Origin of the sequence: Streptomyces avermitilis MA-4680 = NBRC 14893 (genome assembly GCF_000009765.2) — a bacterium.
In the GTDB taxonomy this organism is placed as follows: domain Bacteria; phylum Actinomycetota; class Actinomycetes; order Streptomycetales; family Streptomycetaceae; genus Streptomyces; species Streptomyces avermitilis.
Window position 1 is genome coordinate 5,600,114 of the sequence record NC_003155.5, and the last position, 15,807, is coordinate 5,615,920.

Consider the following 15,807-nt stretch of genomic DNA (forward strand, 5'->3'; position numbering starts at 1 on the left):
ATCCCCGGGCACTGTCATCGGATCCCCAGGCACCGCCAGGGGATCCTCACGCACCGCCAGGGGATGTGGGCAGCTCCGGCCGGTTGGCCGCGAGCCGGTCCCCGATGTCCCGCAGTCCCGTGAGGTCGTGGACGTCACCGGGCAGCGCGGCCACTTCGGCCACGGCCACCTCGGGGTGGAGCGCGGCGAAGCGGTCACGTGTGCGCTGCTCGCGGGAGAGCAGTTGCATGCGCTCGGCGTGCAGTATCAGCAGGCCTGCGGTGAGTTGTTCGACTGCTCCGTCCGTGGCGGGGGAGCCCTCGGAGGAAGCGGGAGTCTGGTCAGCGGGAGTCAGGTCAGCGGGTGATTCTGAACTTCCGTACGTGTCGGGAGAGTTACGAAGTCCAGCTTTCCCGCCCTCCTGATCGACAATGCGGGACTCCTCAAGATTTTCCGTGCTGCCGGGATCGGCGGCGAGGTCCAGGTTTTCCGCGGCGGCGAGCGCCCGCTCGGCGGACAGCTGAGCGGCTCCGCTGCCGTGGACCCGGTTGAGGACGAGACCGGCGAGCGGCATGTCCTCGGCGGCCAGCCGCTCCACGAAGTACGCGGCCTCGCGCAGCGCGTCCCGCTCCGGGGCGGCCACCACCAGGAACGCCGTACCGGGCGCCTGAAGCAGCTTGTACGTCGCGTCCGCGCGCGTGCGAAAGCCGCCGAACGTCGTGTCCATCGCGGCCACGAACGTCTGTACGTCCTTGAGGAGCTGACCGCCGAGCAGCTTTCCGAGCGTGCCGGTCATCATCGACATACCGACGTTCAGGAACTTCATCCCCGCCCGGCCGCCCAGCTTCGCGGGGGCCGTCAGCAGCCGGATCAGCTTGCCGTCCAGAAAGGAGCCGAGCCGCTTCGGGGCATCCAGGAAGTCCAGCGCCGAGCGCGAGGGCGGCGTGTCGACGATGATCAGGTCCCACTCGTCACGCGCGCGCAGCTGCCCCAGCTTCTCCATCGCCATGTACTCCTGCGTGCCCGCGAAGCCCGCCGAGAGCGACTGGTAGAAGGGGTTGCTCAGGATGGCGGCCGCCCGCTCGCGGTCCGCGTGCGCCTCGACGATCTCGTCGAAGGTGCGCTTCATGTCGAGCATCATGGCGTGCAGTTCGCCGCTCGCGGAGTCGTCGATGCCCTTCACCCGCCGCGGGATGTTGTCGAGCGAGTCGATGCCCATGGACTGGGCGAGCCGGCGCGCCGGGTCGATGGTCAGGACGACCACCTTGCGGCCGCGCTCGGCGGCCCGCAGCCCCAGGGCCGCCGCCGTGGTCGTCTTGCCGACGCCGCCCGAGCCGCAGCACACCACGATGCGGGTGCCCGGGTCGTCCAGCAGGGGGTCGACGTCCAGGAGGCGGGCGGAGCCGATCGCGCGCGCCGGGTCCTCGGCGTGGGCCGCTTCCTGGTCGTGGGGGTGGGCCGGGTCGGGCGTGTGGGCCGGGTCCAGACTCATGAGATCCCTTGGGTCCGCAGTTCCTTGGCGAGCTCGTACAGGCCCGCCAGGTCCATTCCCTCGGCGAGCAGTGGCAGTTCGTGCAGCGGCAGCTCCTGCTCCGTGAGCACCGCCCGCTGCTCGCGCTCCAACGCGAACCGCTCGGCGTACTCCTCGGCCTGCCTGAGCAGCGGGTCCACCAGCCGCTCCGCGAGCCCGCCGCGCCGGGCGCCACCGAGGCCGGCGGCGGAGAGCGACTTGGCGATGGCCGTACGGGGCGTGGTGTGCGCCAGCTCCAGGTCCGCCTGGTCCAGGACCGCGGGCCGCACCATGTTCACGATGATCCGGCCCACCGGCAGCTTCGCCGCCCGCAGCTCCGCGATGCCGTCCGCGGTCTCCTGGACGGGCATCTCCTCCAGGAGCGTCACCAAGTGGACCGCCGTCTCGGGCGACTTGAGTACACGCATGACGGCCTGGGCCTGGTTGTGTATCGGACCGATCTTCGCGAGGCCGGCCACCTCGTCGTTCACGTTGAGGAAGCGGGTGATGCGGCCCGTGGGCGGCGCGTCCATGACGACGTAGTCGTAGGCGAAACGTCCGCTCTTGTCCTTGCGGCGCACGGCCTCGCAGGCCTTGCCCGTGAGGAGTACGTCGCGCAGTCCGGGCGCGACGGTGGTGGCGAAGTCGATGGCGCCGAGCTTCTTCAAGGCGCGGCCCGCGCTGCCCAGTTTGTAGAACATCTGGAGGTAGTCGAGGAGTGCCAGCTCGGGGTCGATGGCAAGTGCGTACACCTCCCCGCCGCCCGGAGCGACCGCGATTTTCCGTTCCTCGTAGGGCAACGCCTGCGTCTCGAAGAGCTGCGCGATGCCCTGTCTGCCCTCGACCTCGACCAAGAGGGTGCGTTTGCCCTCGGTCGCGAGGGCGAGCGCGAGGGATGCGGCGACCGTGGTCTTGCCGGTACCGCCCTTGCCACTGACGACCTGGAGCCTGCTCACGTCTTCGAGCCTAACCAGTCTGTGCGCGGCCTACGCAGGAGGCTGTGGACAACGTGCGCGGAAGGCCGTCCACGACAGCGGCTACAGTCGGTCACATGACCAAGTGGGAATACGCAACCGTGCCGCTGCTCGTCCACGCCACGAAGCAGATTCTGGACACCTGGGGCGAGGACGGCTGGGAGCTCGTCCAGGTCGTGCCCGGGCCGAACAACCCCGAGCAGCTGGTGGCCTACCTGAAGCGCGAGAGGCAGGCATGAGCGGGGCAGTCGAGGCGAAGCTGGCGGAACTCGGGCTGACGCTGCCCGCGGTCGTGCCGCCGCTGGCCGCGTACCAGCCCGCTGTGCAGTCCGGCGTGTACGTGTACACCGCCGGCCAGCTGCCGATGGTGGAGGGCAAGCTTCCGGTCACCGGCAAGGTGGGCGCCGAGGTCACGCCGGAGGAGGCGAAGGACCTGGCCCGCACCTGCGCGTTGAACGCGCTGGCCGCGGTGAAGTCGGTGACGGGCGACCTCGACCGCATCGCGCGTGTCGTGAAGGTCGTCGGGTTCGTGGCATCGGCCTCGGACTTCACCGGGCAGCCGGCTGTCTTGAACGGCGCGAGCGAGCTGCTCGGCGCGGTGCTCGGCGACAAGGGCGTGCACGCGCGGAGCGCGGTCGGCGTGACGGTGCTGCCGCTGGACGCGCCGGTCGAGGTCGAGATCCAGGTGGAGCTCACGGAGGCGTAGTGCGCCGCCGGGTGGCGGGGGCCGGGGCCGTGCGGGTGGGCTCCGCCCGCCGCCCCACCTGCGGGTGGTCGCGCTGCCGGGGGGGGGCGCGGGCGGCATCCTGCCCGCGCCGGCGGGTGGACCCACCCCGGCCGGCCCCGGCTCCCGGCGACTGATCGTCCGGGGGCTCTCGAACATCCGCCCGGTACGGGATAGCCTCCGGCCATGGTGAATGGGCAGTGGTATCCACCGGAGTGGCCGGTCCGCATCCGTGCGCTGGCGGAAGGCGCCCTCACCCCTGTCGCCCCCAAGCGGGCGGCCACCGTCATCCTGCTCAAGGACACCGACCGCGCCCCCGTCGTCCACATGCTGCGCCGCCGCACCTCCATGGCCTTCGCCGGAGGCGCGTACGCGTACCCGGGTGGCGGTGTGGACCCCCGCGACGACGAGCGCCAGGTCCGCTGGGCGGGCCCCACGCGCGCGTGGTGGGCGAACAGACTCGGTGTCGACGAGACCTCCGCGCAGGCCATCGTCTGCGCGGCCGTACGGGAGACGTACGAGGAGGCGGGCGTCCTGCTCGCCGGGCCCACGCCGGACACCGTCGTCGGCGACACCACGGGGGACGACTGGGAGGCGGACCGGGCGGCCCTGGTCGCCCGTGACCTGTCCTTCGCCGAGTTCCTCGACCGCAGGGGGCTCGTGCTGCGGTCGGACCTGCTGGGCGCCTGGACCCGCTGGATCACCCCCGAGTTCGAGCCCCGCCGCTACGACACCTGGTTCTTCGTGGCCGCCCTCCCCGAAGGACAGCGCACCCGCAACGCCTCCACGGAGGCCGACCGTACGGTGTGGATCCGGCCGGCGGACGCGGCGGACGGGTACGACAAGGGCGAGCTGCTGATGATGCCGCCCACCGTCGCGACCCTGCGTCAGCTCCTCCCGTACGCCGCCGCCGCCGCCGACGTCCTCGCCGCCGCCCCGGCCCGCGACCTGACGCCGGTGCTGGCCAAGGCGCGTCTGGCGGACGGGGAGGTCGTCCTGTCCTGGCCCGGCCACGACGAGTTCACCAAGCACATCCCGACCGGTGGAGCCCCCGCATGACGGACGCAGCAGCCCTTCCCGGCCAGCCACGCGGCGGAGTCCTCTCGGGCCCCGCCACCCGGCGCGCCGTCAACGTCCTCGCGCCCAACGCCTCCGCGATGACCCTGGACGGCACCAACACGTGGATCGTCGCCGAGCCCGACTCCGAGCTCGCGGTCGTGATCGACCCCGGCCCCCTGGACGACGTACACCTGCGGAACGTCGTCGACACGGCCGAGCGGGCCGGCCGGCGGATCGCGCTGACCCTGCTCACGCACGGGCACCCGGATCACGCGGAGGGGGCCGCGCGGTTCGCCGAGCTGACCGGGACGAACGTGCGTGCGCTCGATCCGGCGCTGCGGCTCGGCGACGAAGGGCTGGCGCCCGGCGACGTCGTCACCGTGGGGGGTCTGGAACTGCGGGTCGTCCCGACGCCCGGCCACACCAGTGACTCCCTGTGCTTCCATCTGCCCGCCGACCGGGCCGTCCTGACCGGTGACACCGTCCTGGGGCGCGGTACGACCGTCGTGGCGCACCCCGACGGCCGGCTGGGCGACTATCTGGACTCCCTGCGGCGGCTGCGCTCCCTGACCGTCGACGACGGCGTGCACACCGTCCTGCCCGGCCACGGGCCCGTCCTGGACGACGCCCAGGGCGCCGTCGAGTTCTACCTCGCCCACAGAGCCCACCGGCTGGCCCAGGTGGAGACGGCGGTCGAGAACGGCTACCGGGCGCCTGCCGAGGTCGTCGCCCACGTGTACGCGGACGTCGACCGCTCCCTGTGGCCGGCAGCCGAGCTCTCCGTACGAGCCCAGATGGACTACCTCCGGGAGCACGGCCTCATCTAAGGCCCGCCTGCCAGTAGGGCACGCCTGTCACATGGATCACGTGGATCACGTGGATCAGGCGGCCGCACCGGCCCTAGTCCGGGCGTGGCTCCTTCACGCCGTGCACGCGCGCGTACTCCTCGGCCAGCCAGGGGCCCAGATCGTCGACGTACCGACGGAGGACGGTGGGGTCGCCGGTCGGGTCGTATCCGAGCAGCGCCGCCTCCCGCAGCTGCCCCGCCCGCTCCGGGTAGTACTCGGCGAACGCCTCGGCCATCTCCCCGAGATCGCTGGTCCAGCCGTTCCAGCGGGGCATGACGAGCGTGAAGCCGGTGCGGACCAGGTGGCGGGACATGAAGCGGACAAGCGGGCGGCGGGCCTCGTCCGTGTCGGCCGTCCCGGCGATCCGCTCGCGCCAGCGCGACAGGTGGAGCGCGAGGTCGCCGTTCGTCTCGCGGGCGAGGTGGGAGTCGGGGCGGTAGCGGGGCAGGAACTCGGCCAGGTCCTCGCCCAGCAGGGGCGTGCAGAGGCAGGCGACGAACCAGCCGAGGTCGTACGTCTCCAGGGCGCTCAGCGTCCGCGTACGGCTGACCAGGAGCGTTCCGACGCCGTCGATCCCCGGGAACTCCTTGTCGAGCGAGTCACCGAGCGCACGCGCCTCCGCCCGGTCCGCCTCGGTGGGCTCGTCGCGCAGGACGAGGAGCAGATCGAGATCACTGCGCCCCACGCGCGCGGTGCCGCGCGGAATCGACCCGTAGAGGTACGCGCTCGTCATGCGCGCCCCGAAGACGTCCGTCAGCCGGTCGCGCGCCGCGGCGACCACGGGCCAGAACGTCTCCTGGATCCGGCCGAGCGAACCCTCGCGTTCGATGTATCCCTGGGCGTCGAGCCCTCCGTGGTGCCCCTGTCCGGCCATGCGCCCACTGTGCCCCGACAGGAGCGTGGTGGCAGATGATTTTTGGATCAGCACGCCAGAAGGTACGCCGATGGGGCCCCGCCGGTTCAACGGCGAGGCCCCATCGGCGTACGGCGTCAGCGCGAGCGCTTCGCGAGGCGCTCCACGTCCAGCAGGATCACGGCGCGCGCCTCCAGGCGCAGCCAGCCGCGGCCCGCGAAGTCCGCGAGGGCCTTGTTGACCGTCTCGCGGGACGCGCCGACCAGCTGGGCCAGCTCCTCCTGTGTGAGGTCGTGCACCACGTGGATGCCTTCCTCGGACTGCACGCCGAAGCGGCGTGAGAGGTCGAGCAGGGCGCGCGCGACCCGGCCGGGCACGTCCGAGAAGACCAGGTCGGACATCTGGTCGTTGGTCTTGCGCAGGCGCCGGGCGACGGCGCGCAGCAGGGCGGCGGCCACCTCGGGGCGCACGTTCAGCCAGGGCTGGAGGTCGCCGTGGCCGAGGCCGAGCAGCTTGACCTCGGTCAGCGCGGTGGCCGTGGCCGTGCGCGGACCCGGGTCGAACAGCGACAGCTCGCCGATCAGCTCGCCGGGGCCGAGGACGGCGAGCATGTTCTCGCGGCCGTCGGGGGATGTGCGGTGGAGCTTGACCTTGCCCTCGGTGACCACATACAGCCGGTCACCGGGGTCGCCCTCATGGAACAGGGCGTCGCCGCGCGCGAGGGTCACCTCACTCATGGAGGCGCGGAGCTCCGCGGCCTGCTCGTCATCGAGCGCCGCGAAGAGCGGGGCGCGCCGCAGAACGTCGTCCACGAGTTCTCTCCTTGTCGACCTGCTCAGGGGATCTTGCTCCCCCGTTACCAGGGGACCGTGTTCCCCATTTTGCTGGACGGTCCAAACAGTGTGATCAGTCACAAGTCTGCCGCACGGTCGTGCGGGGCAGTGCGGCAGGGGGCCAATTGGGGGCTGATCTTCAGGGTCCGGGGCGGATGTCGGTGCAGGGCTTTAGGCTGGCCGGGTGTCCAAATCGCCGGTGAGAGCACAGGCCAAGGGGGCTGGGCGGGTGGTAGTACGTCGCGATTCCGCTGTGGGCGAACAGGTCACGGGTGGAACGAATAAAACGACAAAAGCGGCAGAAGCTCCAGAGGTGGCGCCGGTGAAGAAGGCAGCCCGGAAGACAGTCAAGAAGGCGGCCAAGAAGGCGACGACGGCCGTGAAGAAGGACGCGTCCGCGGACCCCGTCGCCAAGGCGCCCAAGTCCGTGGCCGCCAAGCCGCCCAAGTCCGCCGCCAAGCCGCCCAGGAACGAGTCGCGCACCGCCCTCGTCCGCCGCGCCCGCCGGATCAACCGCGAGCTCGCCGAGGTGTACCCGTACGCACACCCGGAGTTGGACTTCGAGAACTCCTTCCAGCTGATCTTGGCGACCGTCCTGTCCGCGCAGACCACCGACCTGCGGGTGAACCAGACGACGCCGGCGCTGTTCGCCAAGTACCCGACCCCGGAGGACCTGGCCGCGGCCAACCCCGAGGAGGTCGAGGAGATCCTCCGGCCCACCGGCTTCTTCCGGGCCAAGACCAAGTCGGTCATAGGGCTGTCCAAGGCCCTCGTGGAGGAGTTCGGCGGCGAGGTCCCCGGGCGCCTCGAAGATCTCGTCAAGCTGCCCGGCGTAGGACGCAAGACGGCCTTCGTGGTGCTCGGCAACGCCTTCGGGCGGCCCGGCATCACCGTGGACACCCATTTCCAGCGGCTCGTCCGCCGCTGGCAGTGGACCGACGAGAAGGATCCGGACAAGATCGAGGCGGCCGTCGGCGCGCTCTTCCCGAAGAGCGAGTGGACGATGCTCTCGCACCATGTGATCTTCCACGGCCGCCGCATCTGTCACGCCCGCAAGCCGGCCTGCGGGGCCTGCCCCATCGCCCCGCTCTGCCCGGCGTACGGGGAGGGCGAGACCGACCCCGAGAAGGCGAAGAAGCTCCTGAAGTACGAGAAGGGCGGCTTCCCCGGCCAGCGGCTCAATCCCCCACAGGCGTACCTGGACGCGGGCGGCATCCCGGCGCCGCCCCTGGGAGCGCCCCAGGGCACCCCATGAGGGCGCGCGTGGAACGATCCGCGGACCGGCAGGCGTTGGGAACAGCAGAACGGGGGTGGCGATGACGCACGCGAGCAACGCGCAGGACAGCAGGGCAGCGCTGAGCGGCGACGGGCGGGCTGCGCTCGGCGGTGACGGGCGGGCCGCGTTCGGCGAGGACGGCCAGGTGGCGCTGCGCAAGGACGGTATGCCCGACTGGCTCGATCCGGTCGTGCGGGCCGCCGAGACGGTGGAGCCGCTCCAGCTGAGCCGCTTCCTGCCGCCCAAGGACGGCGCGGGACGCCAGTCCGCCGTACTCATCCTGTTCGGCGAGGGCGACCGCGGCCCCGAGCTGTTGCTCATGGAGCGCGCCGGCTCGCTGCGCTCGCACGCCGGCCAGCCGTCCTTCCCCGGCGGTGCCCTCGACCCCGAGGACGGCGACCCGGGGGCCGACGGGCCGCTGCGGGCCGCTCTGCGCGAGGCCGAGGAGGAGACCGGGCTCGACCCGAGCGGCGTCCAGCTCTTCGGCGTGCTCCCCAAGCTGTACATCCCGGTGAGCGAGTTCGTCGTCACCCCGGTGCTGGGCTGGTGGCGCCGCCCCACGCCGGTCGGAGTGGTCGATCCGAACGAGACGGCGCGCGTCTTCACGGTCCCCGTGGCGGATCTCACGGACCCCGCCAACCGCGCCACCACCGTGCACCCCAGCGGCCACAGAGGTCCGGCATTTCTGGTCGAATCGGCCCTGGTGTGGGGCTTCACGGCAGGCGTCATCGACCGGCTGCTGCACTACGCGGGCTGGGAGCGCCCCTGGGACCGCGACAAGCAGGTCCCGCTCGACTGGCGCGCATGACAGGGTGGCACCCGTGCTGTGTTTTCCCGGGGGACGCCGTGTCCTCTTGCCGCTGAGCGGCGGGCCGGGCCCCCGGCCGGACGGCGGGGACCGGAATGCGATGAGGCGAGGCTTGAAGCGGTGAACGTGCTGGACATCCTGTTGCTGGTCGCCGCAGTGTGGTTCGCGATCGTGGGCTATCGCCAGGGCTTCGTCGTCGGCATCCTGTCGGTGATCGGCTTCCTGGGCGGCGGCCTCGTCGCGGTCTACCTGCTCCCCCTCATCTGGGGCTGGGCGACCGACGGCACCAAGGTCACTACGACCGCCGCCGTCGTCGCGGTCATCGTGGTGATCGTCTGTGCCTCCGTCGGCCAGGCCCTCACCACCCACCTCGGCAACAAGCTGCGCCGGTACATCACCTGGTCGCCGGCCCGCGCCCTGGACGCGACCGGCGGCGCCCTCGTCAACGTCGTGGCGATGCTCCTGGTCGCCTGGCTGATCGGCTCGGCCCTCGCCGGTACGACGCTGCCGACGCTCGGCAAGGAGGTGCGGGGCTCCAAGGTCCTCCTCGGCGTGGCGCGGGCCCTGCCCAACCAGGCCGACACATGGTTCGCGGACTTCTCCTCGGTCCTCGCGCAGAACGGCTTCCCGCAGGTCTTCAGCCCGTTCGCGAATGAGCCGATCACCGACGTGCAGCCCCCCGACCCGGCGCTCGCGAAGAGCCCGGTCGCCACGCGCGCGCAGAAGTCCATCGTCAAGGTCATGGGCACCGCGCAGAGCTGCGGCAAGGTCCTCGAAGGCACCGGCTTCGTCTTCGGCAACCGCCGGGTGATGACCAACGCGCACGTGGTCGGCGGGGTCGACGAGCCCACCGTCCAGATCGGCGGCGAGGGCAGGAAGTACGACGCGAAGGTCGTCCTCTACGACTGGCGGCGCGACATCGCCGTACTCGACGTGCCGAACCTGAAGGCGCCCGCGCTGCAGTTCACTTCGACGGACGCGGCCAGCGGCAACGGCGCGATCGTCGCCGGCTTCCCGGAGAACGGGTCGTACAACGTCCAGCCCGCGCGCGTGCGCGGCCGCATCACGGCCAACGGCCCGGACATCTACCACCGCGGCACCGTGCGCCGCGACGTGTACTCGCTGTACGCGACCGTCCGTCAGGGCAACTCCGGCGGCCCGCTGCTCACCCCCGAAGGCAAGGTGTACGGCGTGGTCTTCGCGAAGTCGCTCGACGACGCCAACACGGGGTACGCGCTCACCGCGGACGAGGTCCAGAAGGACATCACCCAGGGGCGTAGGGCCAACCAGCAGGTGGACAGCGACAGCTGCGCGCTCTGAGTCTGGGGCAGCCGCCGGCAGGTGTCAGCCGCGAGGGTGGCGCAGACGAACCGAGACCCAGCGGGCCCGGCGGCGCAGAATGCGCGGGATCCCTACCCTGGGGTCCGTGCCCGGCAGCTGCGGAGCGCCCCTCTGGTGGGAGCTCGGACCAGTGGCCGAGCGGCGGTTGCGTGCTGCGTCACTGTAGTCGTGCGTCCAGCCCATACCCCGACGTCTGCCCCTGCCCCAAGGTCGATAACCGCGCTCACGGCCCCCAATTGGCCTATGCGGCAGGCAAGTGGCCGTTCGTAGGACAGGCGTTCGCGTCCCGGACGCCGGGCGTATCGGCGCGGTCACCGACCTGGCGCGGTCACCGGTCGGGTTCGGGGTCCTTCAGCCAGTTGATCAGCTCGGTGGAGAAGGCGACCGGGTCCTCTTCGTGCGGGAAGTGCCCCAGCCCGTCGAACAGCCGCCAGCGGTACGGGGCTTCGACGTACTCCCCGGAACCGGCCGCACTGCGCGTACGCATCACGGGGTCCAGCGAGCCGTGCAGATGGAGTGTCGGCACCCGCACCGGCCGCTTCATGCGCCGGTTGAACTGGATGCCGTCAGGGCGGGCCATCGAGCGGACCATCCAGCGGTACGGCTCGATCGAGCAGTGCGCCGTCGACGGGATGCACATCGCGCGCCGATACGTCTCGACGTCCTCGTCGTCCGGCAGACGCGGGCCCGACCAGTCCCGGATCAGACGGCCCACCAGGGCGCCGTCGTCCGCGGTGAGTTGGCGCTCGGGGATCCAGGGGCGCTGGAACCCCCAGATGTAGGAACCCGCGGTCGTCTGCTTGACGTCGGCGAGCATCGCCGAGCGCCAGCGCCGGGGGTGCGGCATCGAGGCGACCGCGAGGCGTCGTACGAGCTTGGGGCGCATCACGGCCGCCGTCCAGGCGAGATATCCGCCCAGGTCGTGCCCGACCAGCGCGGCGTCGGGCTCGCCGAGGGACCGTACGACCCCGGTGATGTCGAGTGCGAGGTTGGCGGGGTCGTAGCCGCGCGGGGTGCGGTCGCTGCCGCCGACGCCCCTCAGGTCCATCGCGACGGCGCGGAAGCCCGCGTCGGCGAGCGCGACCAGCTGGTGGCGCCAGGACCACCAGAACTGCGGGAAGCCGTGCAGCAGCAGGACCAGCGGTCCGTCGCCCAGTTCCGCGATGTGGAATCGCGCCCCGTTCGCCGCGACGTCCCGGTGGGTCACCTCGCGCCCGCCGGGGAGGTCGAGTCGTACGACCGAGGTGGATTGCGCCGAAGGGGTGGCCGGGTCCGTCATGAGGACGAGCGTGCCACAGCTTCGACCGCGTCACTCACCGGGGCGGTCCGGGGGTGCGGCTTGGCGTGCTGGAGGACGCCCGCCGTCTCCTTCATCGACGCGGCGACCTTCTGCGGGCCCTGGCTCTTCTTGGCCTTCTTCGCGAAGACCGTGCCGAGCAGCGCCAGCGCGCCGGCGACCAGCACGTTCGCGGCGAAGGACAGCAGGAAGCAGACCGCGAGATTCCAGTTGCTCCAGGTCCGGATGCCGTACGCCAGAGCGAAATTCAGCATCGGCAGGGAGAAGATCAGCACCGCGCCGGCCGCCGAGAAGGCCCCACCGGAGACCGCGCCGCGCTTCACGTCCTGTTTGAGCTGGGCCTTGGCCAGCGCGATCTCGTCGTGCACCAGTGCGGACATCTCGGTCGTCGCCGAGGCGACCAGCTGGCCGATGCTGCGTTCGGCGCCGACCGGGCTGCCGTCGGGTGCGCTCATCGCGGACTCCCTTTTCTGCATGTGTTTGTACCGTCTGGTCAGATCATGCCGGACCATCGTTCTCCGCGCCTGCCCCGCCCGTCACTTCGGCAAGCCTTCGGTGCTCGGCGGCCTTGCGCTCGTAGATCTCGGCCATGCGCAGGTGGTACGCCGGGTTGTCCTGCTCGTAGATGTCGGGGATGCCGTCGCTGTCCTCGTCGCGCTCCTCGTCCTCGCACAGGGCACGGTACTTGGCGTTGCGCAGCTTCAGCAGCGTCGTCGCGATCAGCGCCGCCAGAAGGGAACCGGTGAGGACGGCGGCCTTGACCTCGTCGGTCAGCACCGGATCACCGTCGAACGCGAGTTCGCCGATGAGCAGGGAGACGGTGAAGCCGATGCCGGCCAGCGACGCCACCGCGAAGACGTCGGGCCAGGCGAGGTCGTCGCTGAGCGACGCGCGGGTGAAGCGGGCCGTCAGCCACGTTCCGCCGAAGATGCCGATCGCCTTGCCGACGACGAGCCCGAGGACCACCCCGAGGGTCTCCGGCCTGGTGAACACGTCCCCGAGCGCACCCCCGGAGATCACGACACCCGCGCTGAACAGGGCGAACAGGGGCACGGCCAGGCCGGCCGACAGGGGGCGTACAAGATGCTCGATGTGCTCACCGGGAGCGTGCTCCTCACCCTGGTGGCGGTGGCAGCGCAGCATCAGTCCCATCGCCACACCGGCGATGGTGGCGTGGATGCCGCTGTTGTACATCAGCCCCCAGATGACGAGCGCGAGCGGCACGTACACGTACCAGCCGCGTACGCCCTTGCGCAGCAGCAGCCAGAAGACGGCGAGGCCGATCACGGCGCCGGCGAGGGCGGCGAAGTTCAGGTCGGCGGTGAAGAAGACCGCGATGATCAGGATCGCGAAGAGGTCGTCGACGACGGCGAGGGTGAGCAGGAAGGCGCGCAGCGCGGACGGGAGCGAGGTCCCGATGACCGCGAGGACGGCCAGCGCGAAGGCGATGTCGGTGGCCGTGGGTACCGCCCAGCCGCGGAGGGAGCCGCCACCGGTGAGGTTGGTGAGGGTGTAGACGAGCGCGGGTACGGCCATGCCGCACAGGGCGGCGGCCACGGGGAGCGCGGCCGCCTTGGGGTCCTTGAGGTCCCCTGCGACCAGCTCGCGCTTGAGTTCGATGCCGGCGACGAAGAAGAAGACCGCGAGCAGCCCGTCGGCGGCCCAGTGCTGGACGGAGAGGTCCAGGCCGAGGGGGGCGGGGCCGAAGTGGAAGTGGCTGACGCTCTCGTAGCTGTGGTGCAGCGCGGGTACGTTCGCCCAGATCAGCGCGGTGATCGCGGCGAGGAGGAGCAGGACGCCGCCGACGGTCTCGGTGCGCAGCGCCTCCGCGACGAAGTTCCGCTCGGGCAGCGAGAGCCGTCCGAGGAACTTGCGGGTGCTGGTGCGGGGGGCGGCCACGGCGGGAACCTCCGGGTCGGTACGGCTTGCTGACGGCCGTCGCGAAGGATCGCCGACGGCGTTGCCGACCAGACTTCCCGGCACACCCTGAGGTCGCCAGTTTAACCGATCATTACACGGGAAAATCTCGCTTCACGGAAAAAAGGGGCGCCCGGCGCACTGCCGGGCGCCCCTCGGGAACTCGGGTCCCTACTCAGTCCTGGCTACGGGAACTCAGAACTGAGGGCCGTACTCAGTCCTCGCTCGGCGCCGCCGGGAGCTTGGACTGGATCAGATCCATCACCGAGGAATCGGTCAGGGTGGTGACGTCTCCGAGGGCCCGGTTCTCGGCGACGTCGCGCAGCAGGCGCCGCATGATCTTGCCGGAGCGGGTCTTCGGCAGCTCGGCCACCGGGAGGATCCGCTTGGGCTTGGCGATCGGGCCGAGCGTGGTGCCGACGTGGTTGCGCAGGTCGGCGACCAGGTTGTCGTCCTCGGCGTTCGCCGTCCCGCGCAGGATCACGAAGGCGACGATGGCCTGCCCGGTCGTCTCGTCGGCGGCACCGACCACGGCCGCCTCGGCGACCGACGGGTGGGAGACGAGCGCCGACTCGACCTCGGTCGTCGAGATGTTGTGCCCGGACACGAGCATGACGTCGTCGACGCGGCCGAGCAGCCAGATGTCGCCGTCCTCGTCCTTCTTCGCGCCGTCACCGGCGAAGTACTTGCCCTCGAAGCGCGACCAGTACGTGTCGAGGAACCGCTGGTCGTCGCCCCAGATGGTGCGCAGCATCGACGGCCACGGTTCGGTGAGGACGAGATAGCCACCGCCCCCGTTGGGTACTTCCCGGGCCTCGTCGTCCACCACCGTCGCCGAGATGCCCGGCAGCGGGCGCTGGGCGGAGCCCGGCTTGGTCTCGGTGACGCCCGGCAGCGGCGAGATCATCATCGCGCCGGTCTCGGTCTGCCACCAGGTGTCCACGATCGGCGTGCGGTCGCCGCCGATGTGCTTGCGATACCAGATCCACGCCTCGGGGTTGATGGGCTCGCCGACGGACCCCAGAACCCGGAGGGAGGACAGATCGAACTTCGCGGGGATGTCGTCGCCCCACTTCATGAACGTACGGATCGCGGTGGGCGCGGTGTAGAGGATGGTGACGCCGTACTTCTGGACGATCTCCCAGAAGCGGCCCTGGTGCGGGGTGTCGGGCGTGCCCTCGTACATGACCTGCGTCGCGCCGTTCGAGAGCGGCCCGTACGTGATGTACGAGTGGCCGGTCACCCAGCCGATGTCGGCCGTGCACCAGTAGACGTCGGTCTCCGGCTTGAGGTCGAAGACGGCGTGGTGGGTGTACGACGTCTGGGTGAGGTAGCCGCCGGAGGTGTGCAGGATGCCCTTCGGCTTACCCGTGGTCCCGGACGTGTAGAGGATGAACAGGGGGTGCTCGGCGTCGAAGGCCTCGGGCGTGTGTTCGGCGGACTGCTTGGCCGTGATCTCGTGCCACCAGACGTCGCGGCCCTCGGTCCAGGCGACTTCCTGGCCCGTACGCCGCACGACGAGCACCTTCTCGACCCCGTCCCCGCGGCTGACGGCGTCGTCGACGGCGGGCTTGAGCGCGGAGGGCTTGCCGCGCCGGTAGCCACCGTCGGCGGTGATGACCAGCTTGGCGTCGGCGTCCTTGATACGGGCCGCGATCGCGTCGGCCGAGAATCCGCCGAAGACGACGGAGTGCGCGGCGCCGATGCGGGCGCACGCGAGCATCGCGACGACCGCCTCGGGGATCATCGGGAGGTAGACGGCGACCCGGTCGCCCTTCTGAACTCCCAGCTCGGTCAGGGCGTTGGCGGCCTTGGAGACCTCGTCCTTGAGCTCGGCGTAGGTGATGGCACGGCTGTCGCCGGGTTCGCCCTCGAAGTGGATCGCGACGCGGTCGCCGTGGCCCGCCTCGACGTGGCGGTCGACGCAGTTGTACGCGACATTGAGCTTGCCGTCCTTGAACCACTTGGCGAACGGCGGGTTCGACCAGTCCAGCGTTTCGGTCGGCTCGGTGGCCCAGGTCAGCCGGCGGGCCTGCTCGGCCCAGAAGCCGAGCCTGTCAGCCTTGGCCTGCTCATACGCCTCCGCGGTGACATTGGCGTTCGCCGCCAGGTCGGCGGGCGGCGCGAACCTGCGCTCTTCCTTCAGCAGGTTGGCCAGGCTTTCGTTGCTCACGACATCTCCCTTTCCCAGGGTGTCCGTTGTGTCCCAGGCCACAGCTCATCAGACCCGGGCCCCCGATGACAAGGGTCGGCCGGAAATTGGTTTAGACCTGTGGGTGGGGGTGGCCCCCGCGACGGGGGCCACACGTTCTCACGGACGGGGGAGGGGAGCGGTTCAGGCTCGCGGGGTCGCGAGGCCGGTCGGGCTGGTGGGCCGACCTCGAGGAT

The 15,807-nt window shown here is 70.9% G+C and carries 16 protein-coding genes; 7 read left to right on the top strand and 9 right to left on the bottom strand.

The features are described from left to right. Positions 1-46: 46 nt before the first annotated feature. Complete coding sequence (bagB, locus tag SAVERM_RS23690; RefSeq protein WP_010986009.1) at positions 47-1,471, bottom strand: ATPase BagB; 1,425 nt, start codon at positions 1,469-1,471, stop codon at positions 47-49. Next, the gene (gene bagA, locus SAVERM_RS23695) at positions 1,468-2,445 is read right to left on the bottom strand and encodes an ATPase BagA (RefSeq protein WP_010986010.1); all 978 of its coding nucleotides are present in this window, start codon (positions 2,443-2,445) and stop codon (positions 1,468-1,470) included. The genes bagB and bagA overlap by 4 nt, the downstream gene beginning before the upstream one ends. Before the next feature lie 95 nt (positions 2,446-2,540). Between bagA and SAVERM_RS41825 the strand changes: the two genes are divergently transcribed. The 4 genes from SAVERM_RS41825 to SAVERM_RS23710 all read left to right on the top strand — a co-directional run bounded on the left by SAVERM_RS41825 (position 2,541) and on the right by SAVERM_RS23710 (position 5,073). After that, entirely contained in the window at positions 2,541-2,702 is a 162-nt protein-coding gene (locus tag SAVERM_RS41825) for a Sp36 family protein (protein ID WP_010986011.1), read from the top strand. Next, positions 2,699-3,169: a RidA family protein gene (locus SAVERM_RS23700; RefSeq protein WP_010986012.1), complete on the top strand. Its 471-nt coding sequence runs from the start codon at positions 2,699-2,701 to the stop codon at positions 3,167-3,169. Before SAVERM_RS41825 ends, SAVERM_RS23700 begins: the two co-directional genes overlap by 4 nt. 204 nt (positions 3,170-3,373) lie before the next feature. After that, positions 3,374-4,246, top strand: a complete 873-nt coding sequence (locus SAVERM_RS23705) for an NUDIX hydrolase (protein WP_010986013.1) — start codon at positions 3,374-3,376, stop codon at positions 4,244-4,246. Further along, a complete protein-coding gene (locus tag SAVERM_RS23710; protein WP_010986014.1) occupies positions 4,243-5,073 on the top strand; it encodes an MBL fold metallo-hydrolase in 831 nt (276 codons plus the stop codon). The genes SAVERM_RS23705 and SAVERM_RS23710 overlap by 4 nt, the downstream gene beginning before the upstream one ends. 73 nt (positions 5,074-5,146) lie before the next feature. On the opposite strand, the gene SAVERM_RS23715 is transcribed toward SAVERM_RS23710, so the two are convergent. Both SAVERM_RS23715 and SAVERM_RS23720 read right to left on the bottom strand, forming a co-directional pair. Continuing rightward, entirely contained in the window at positions 5,147-5,968 is an 822-nt protein-coding gene (locus SAVERM_RS23715) for a nucleotidyltransferase domain-containing protein (protein ID WP_037649121.1), read from the bottom strand. A 116-nt stretch (positions 5,969-6,084) separates the two neighbouring features. After that, positions 6,085-6,759, bottom strand: coding sequence for a Crp/Fnr family transcriptional regulator (locus tag SAVERM_RS23720; RefSeq protein ID WP_010986016.1), 675 nt, complete (start codon positions 6,757-6,759; stop codon positions 6,085-6,087). A 334-nt stretch (positions 6,760-7,093) separates the two neighbouring features. On the opposite strand from SAVERM_RS23720, the gene nth reads away from it, so the two are divergent. From nth to SAVERM_RS23735, 3 genes are all read left to right on the top strand, one after another. Beyond that, positions 7,094-8,035: an endonuclease III gene (gene nth, locus SAVERM_RS23725; RefSeq protein ID WP_244905200.1), complete on the top strand. Its 942-nt coding sequence runs from the start codon at positions 7,094-7,096 to the stop codon at positions 8,033-8,035. A gap of 187 nt (positions 8,036-8,222) precedes the next feature. Next, positions 8,223-8,864, top strand: coding sequence for an NUDIX hydrolase (locus tag SAVERM_RS23730; RefSeq protein WP_171033224.1), 642 nt, complete (start codon positions 8,223-8,225; stop codon positions 8,862-8,864). Positions 8,865-8,984: 120 nt separating this feature from the next. Then, entirely contained in the window at positions 8,985-10,184 is a 1,200-nt protein-coding gene (locus tag SAVERM_RS23735) for a MarP family serine protease (RefSeq protein ID WP_010986019.1), read from the top strand. 24 nt (positions 10,185-10,208) lie between these two features. Here the strand turns inward: SAVERM_RS23735 and SAVERM_RS44875 are convergent, their stop codons facing one another. The 5 genes from SAVERM_RS44875 to acs all read right to left on the bottom strand — a co-directional run bounded on the left by SAVERM_RS44875 (position 10,209) and on the right by acs (position 15,634). Further along, a complete protein-coding gene (locus SAVERM_RS44875; RefSeq protein WP_078234372.1) occupies positions 10,209-10,388 on the bottom strand; it encodes a hypothetical protein in 180 nt (59 codons plus the stop codon). Between the two features lie 145 nt (positions 10,389-10,533). Continuing rightward, entirely contained in the window at positions 10,534-11,484 is a 951-nt protein-coding gene (locus tag SAVERM_RS23740; protein ID WP_010986020.1) for an alpha/beta fold hydrolase, read from the bottom strand. Further along, positions 11,481-11,957: a phage holin family protein gene (locus tag SAVERM_RS23745; protein ID WP_010986021.1), complete on the bottom strand. Its 477-nt coding sequence runs from the start codon at positions 11,955-11,957 to the stop codon at positions 11,481-11,483. Before SAVERM_RS23745 ends, SAVERM_RS23740 begins: the two co-directional genes overlap by 4 nt. 43 nt (positions 11,958-12,000) lie before the next feature. Further along, the gene (nhaA, locus tag SAVERM_RS23750) at positions 12,001-13,401 is read right to left on the bottom strand and encodes a Na+/H+ antiporter NhaA (protein WP_010986022.1); all 1,401 of its coding nucleotides are present in this window, start codon (positions 13,399-13,401) and stop codon (positions 12,001-12,003) included. Between the two features lie 232 nt (positions 13,402-13,633). Beyond that, a complete protein-coding gene (gene acs, locus SAVERM_RS23755; RefSeq protein WP_171033165.1) occupies positions 13,634-15,634 on the bottom strand; it encodes an acetate--CoA ligase in 2,001 nt (666 codons plus the stop codon). Positions 15,635-15,807 lie beyond the last annotated feature (173 nt).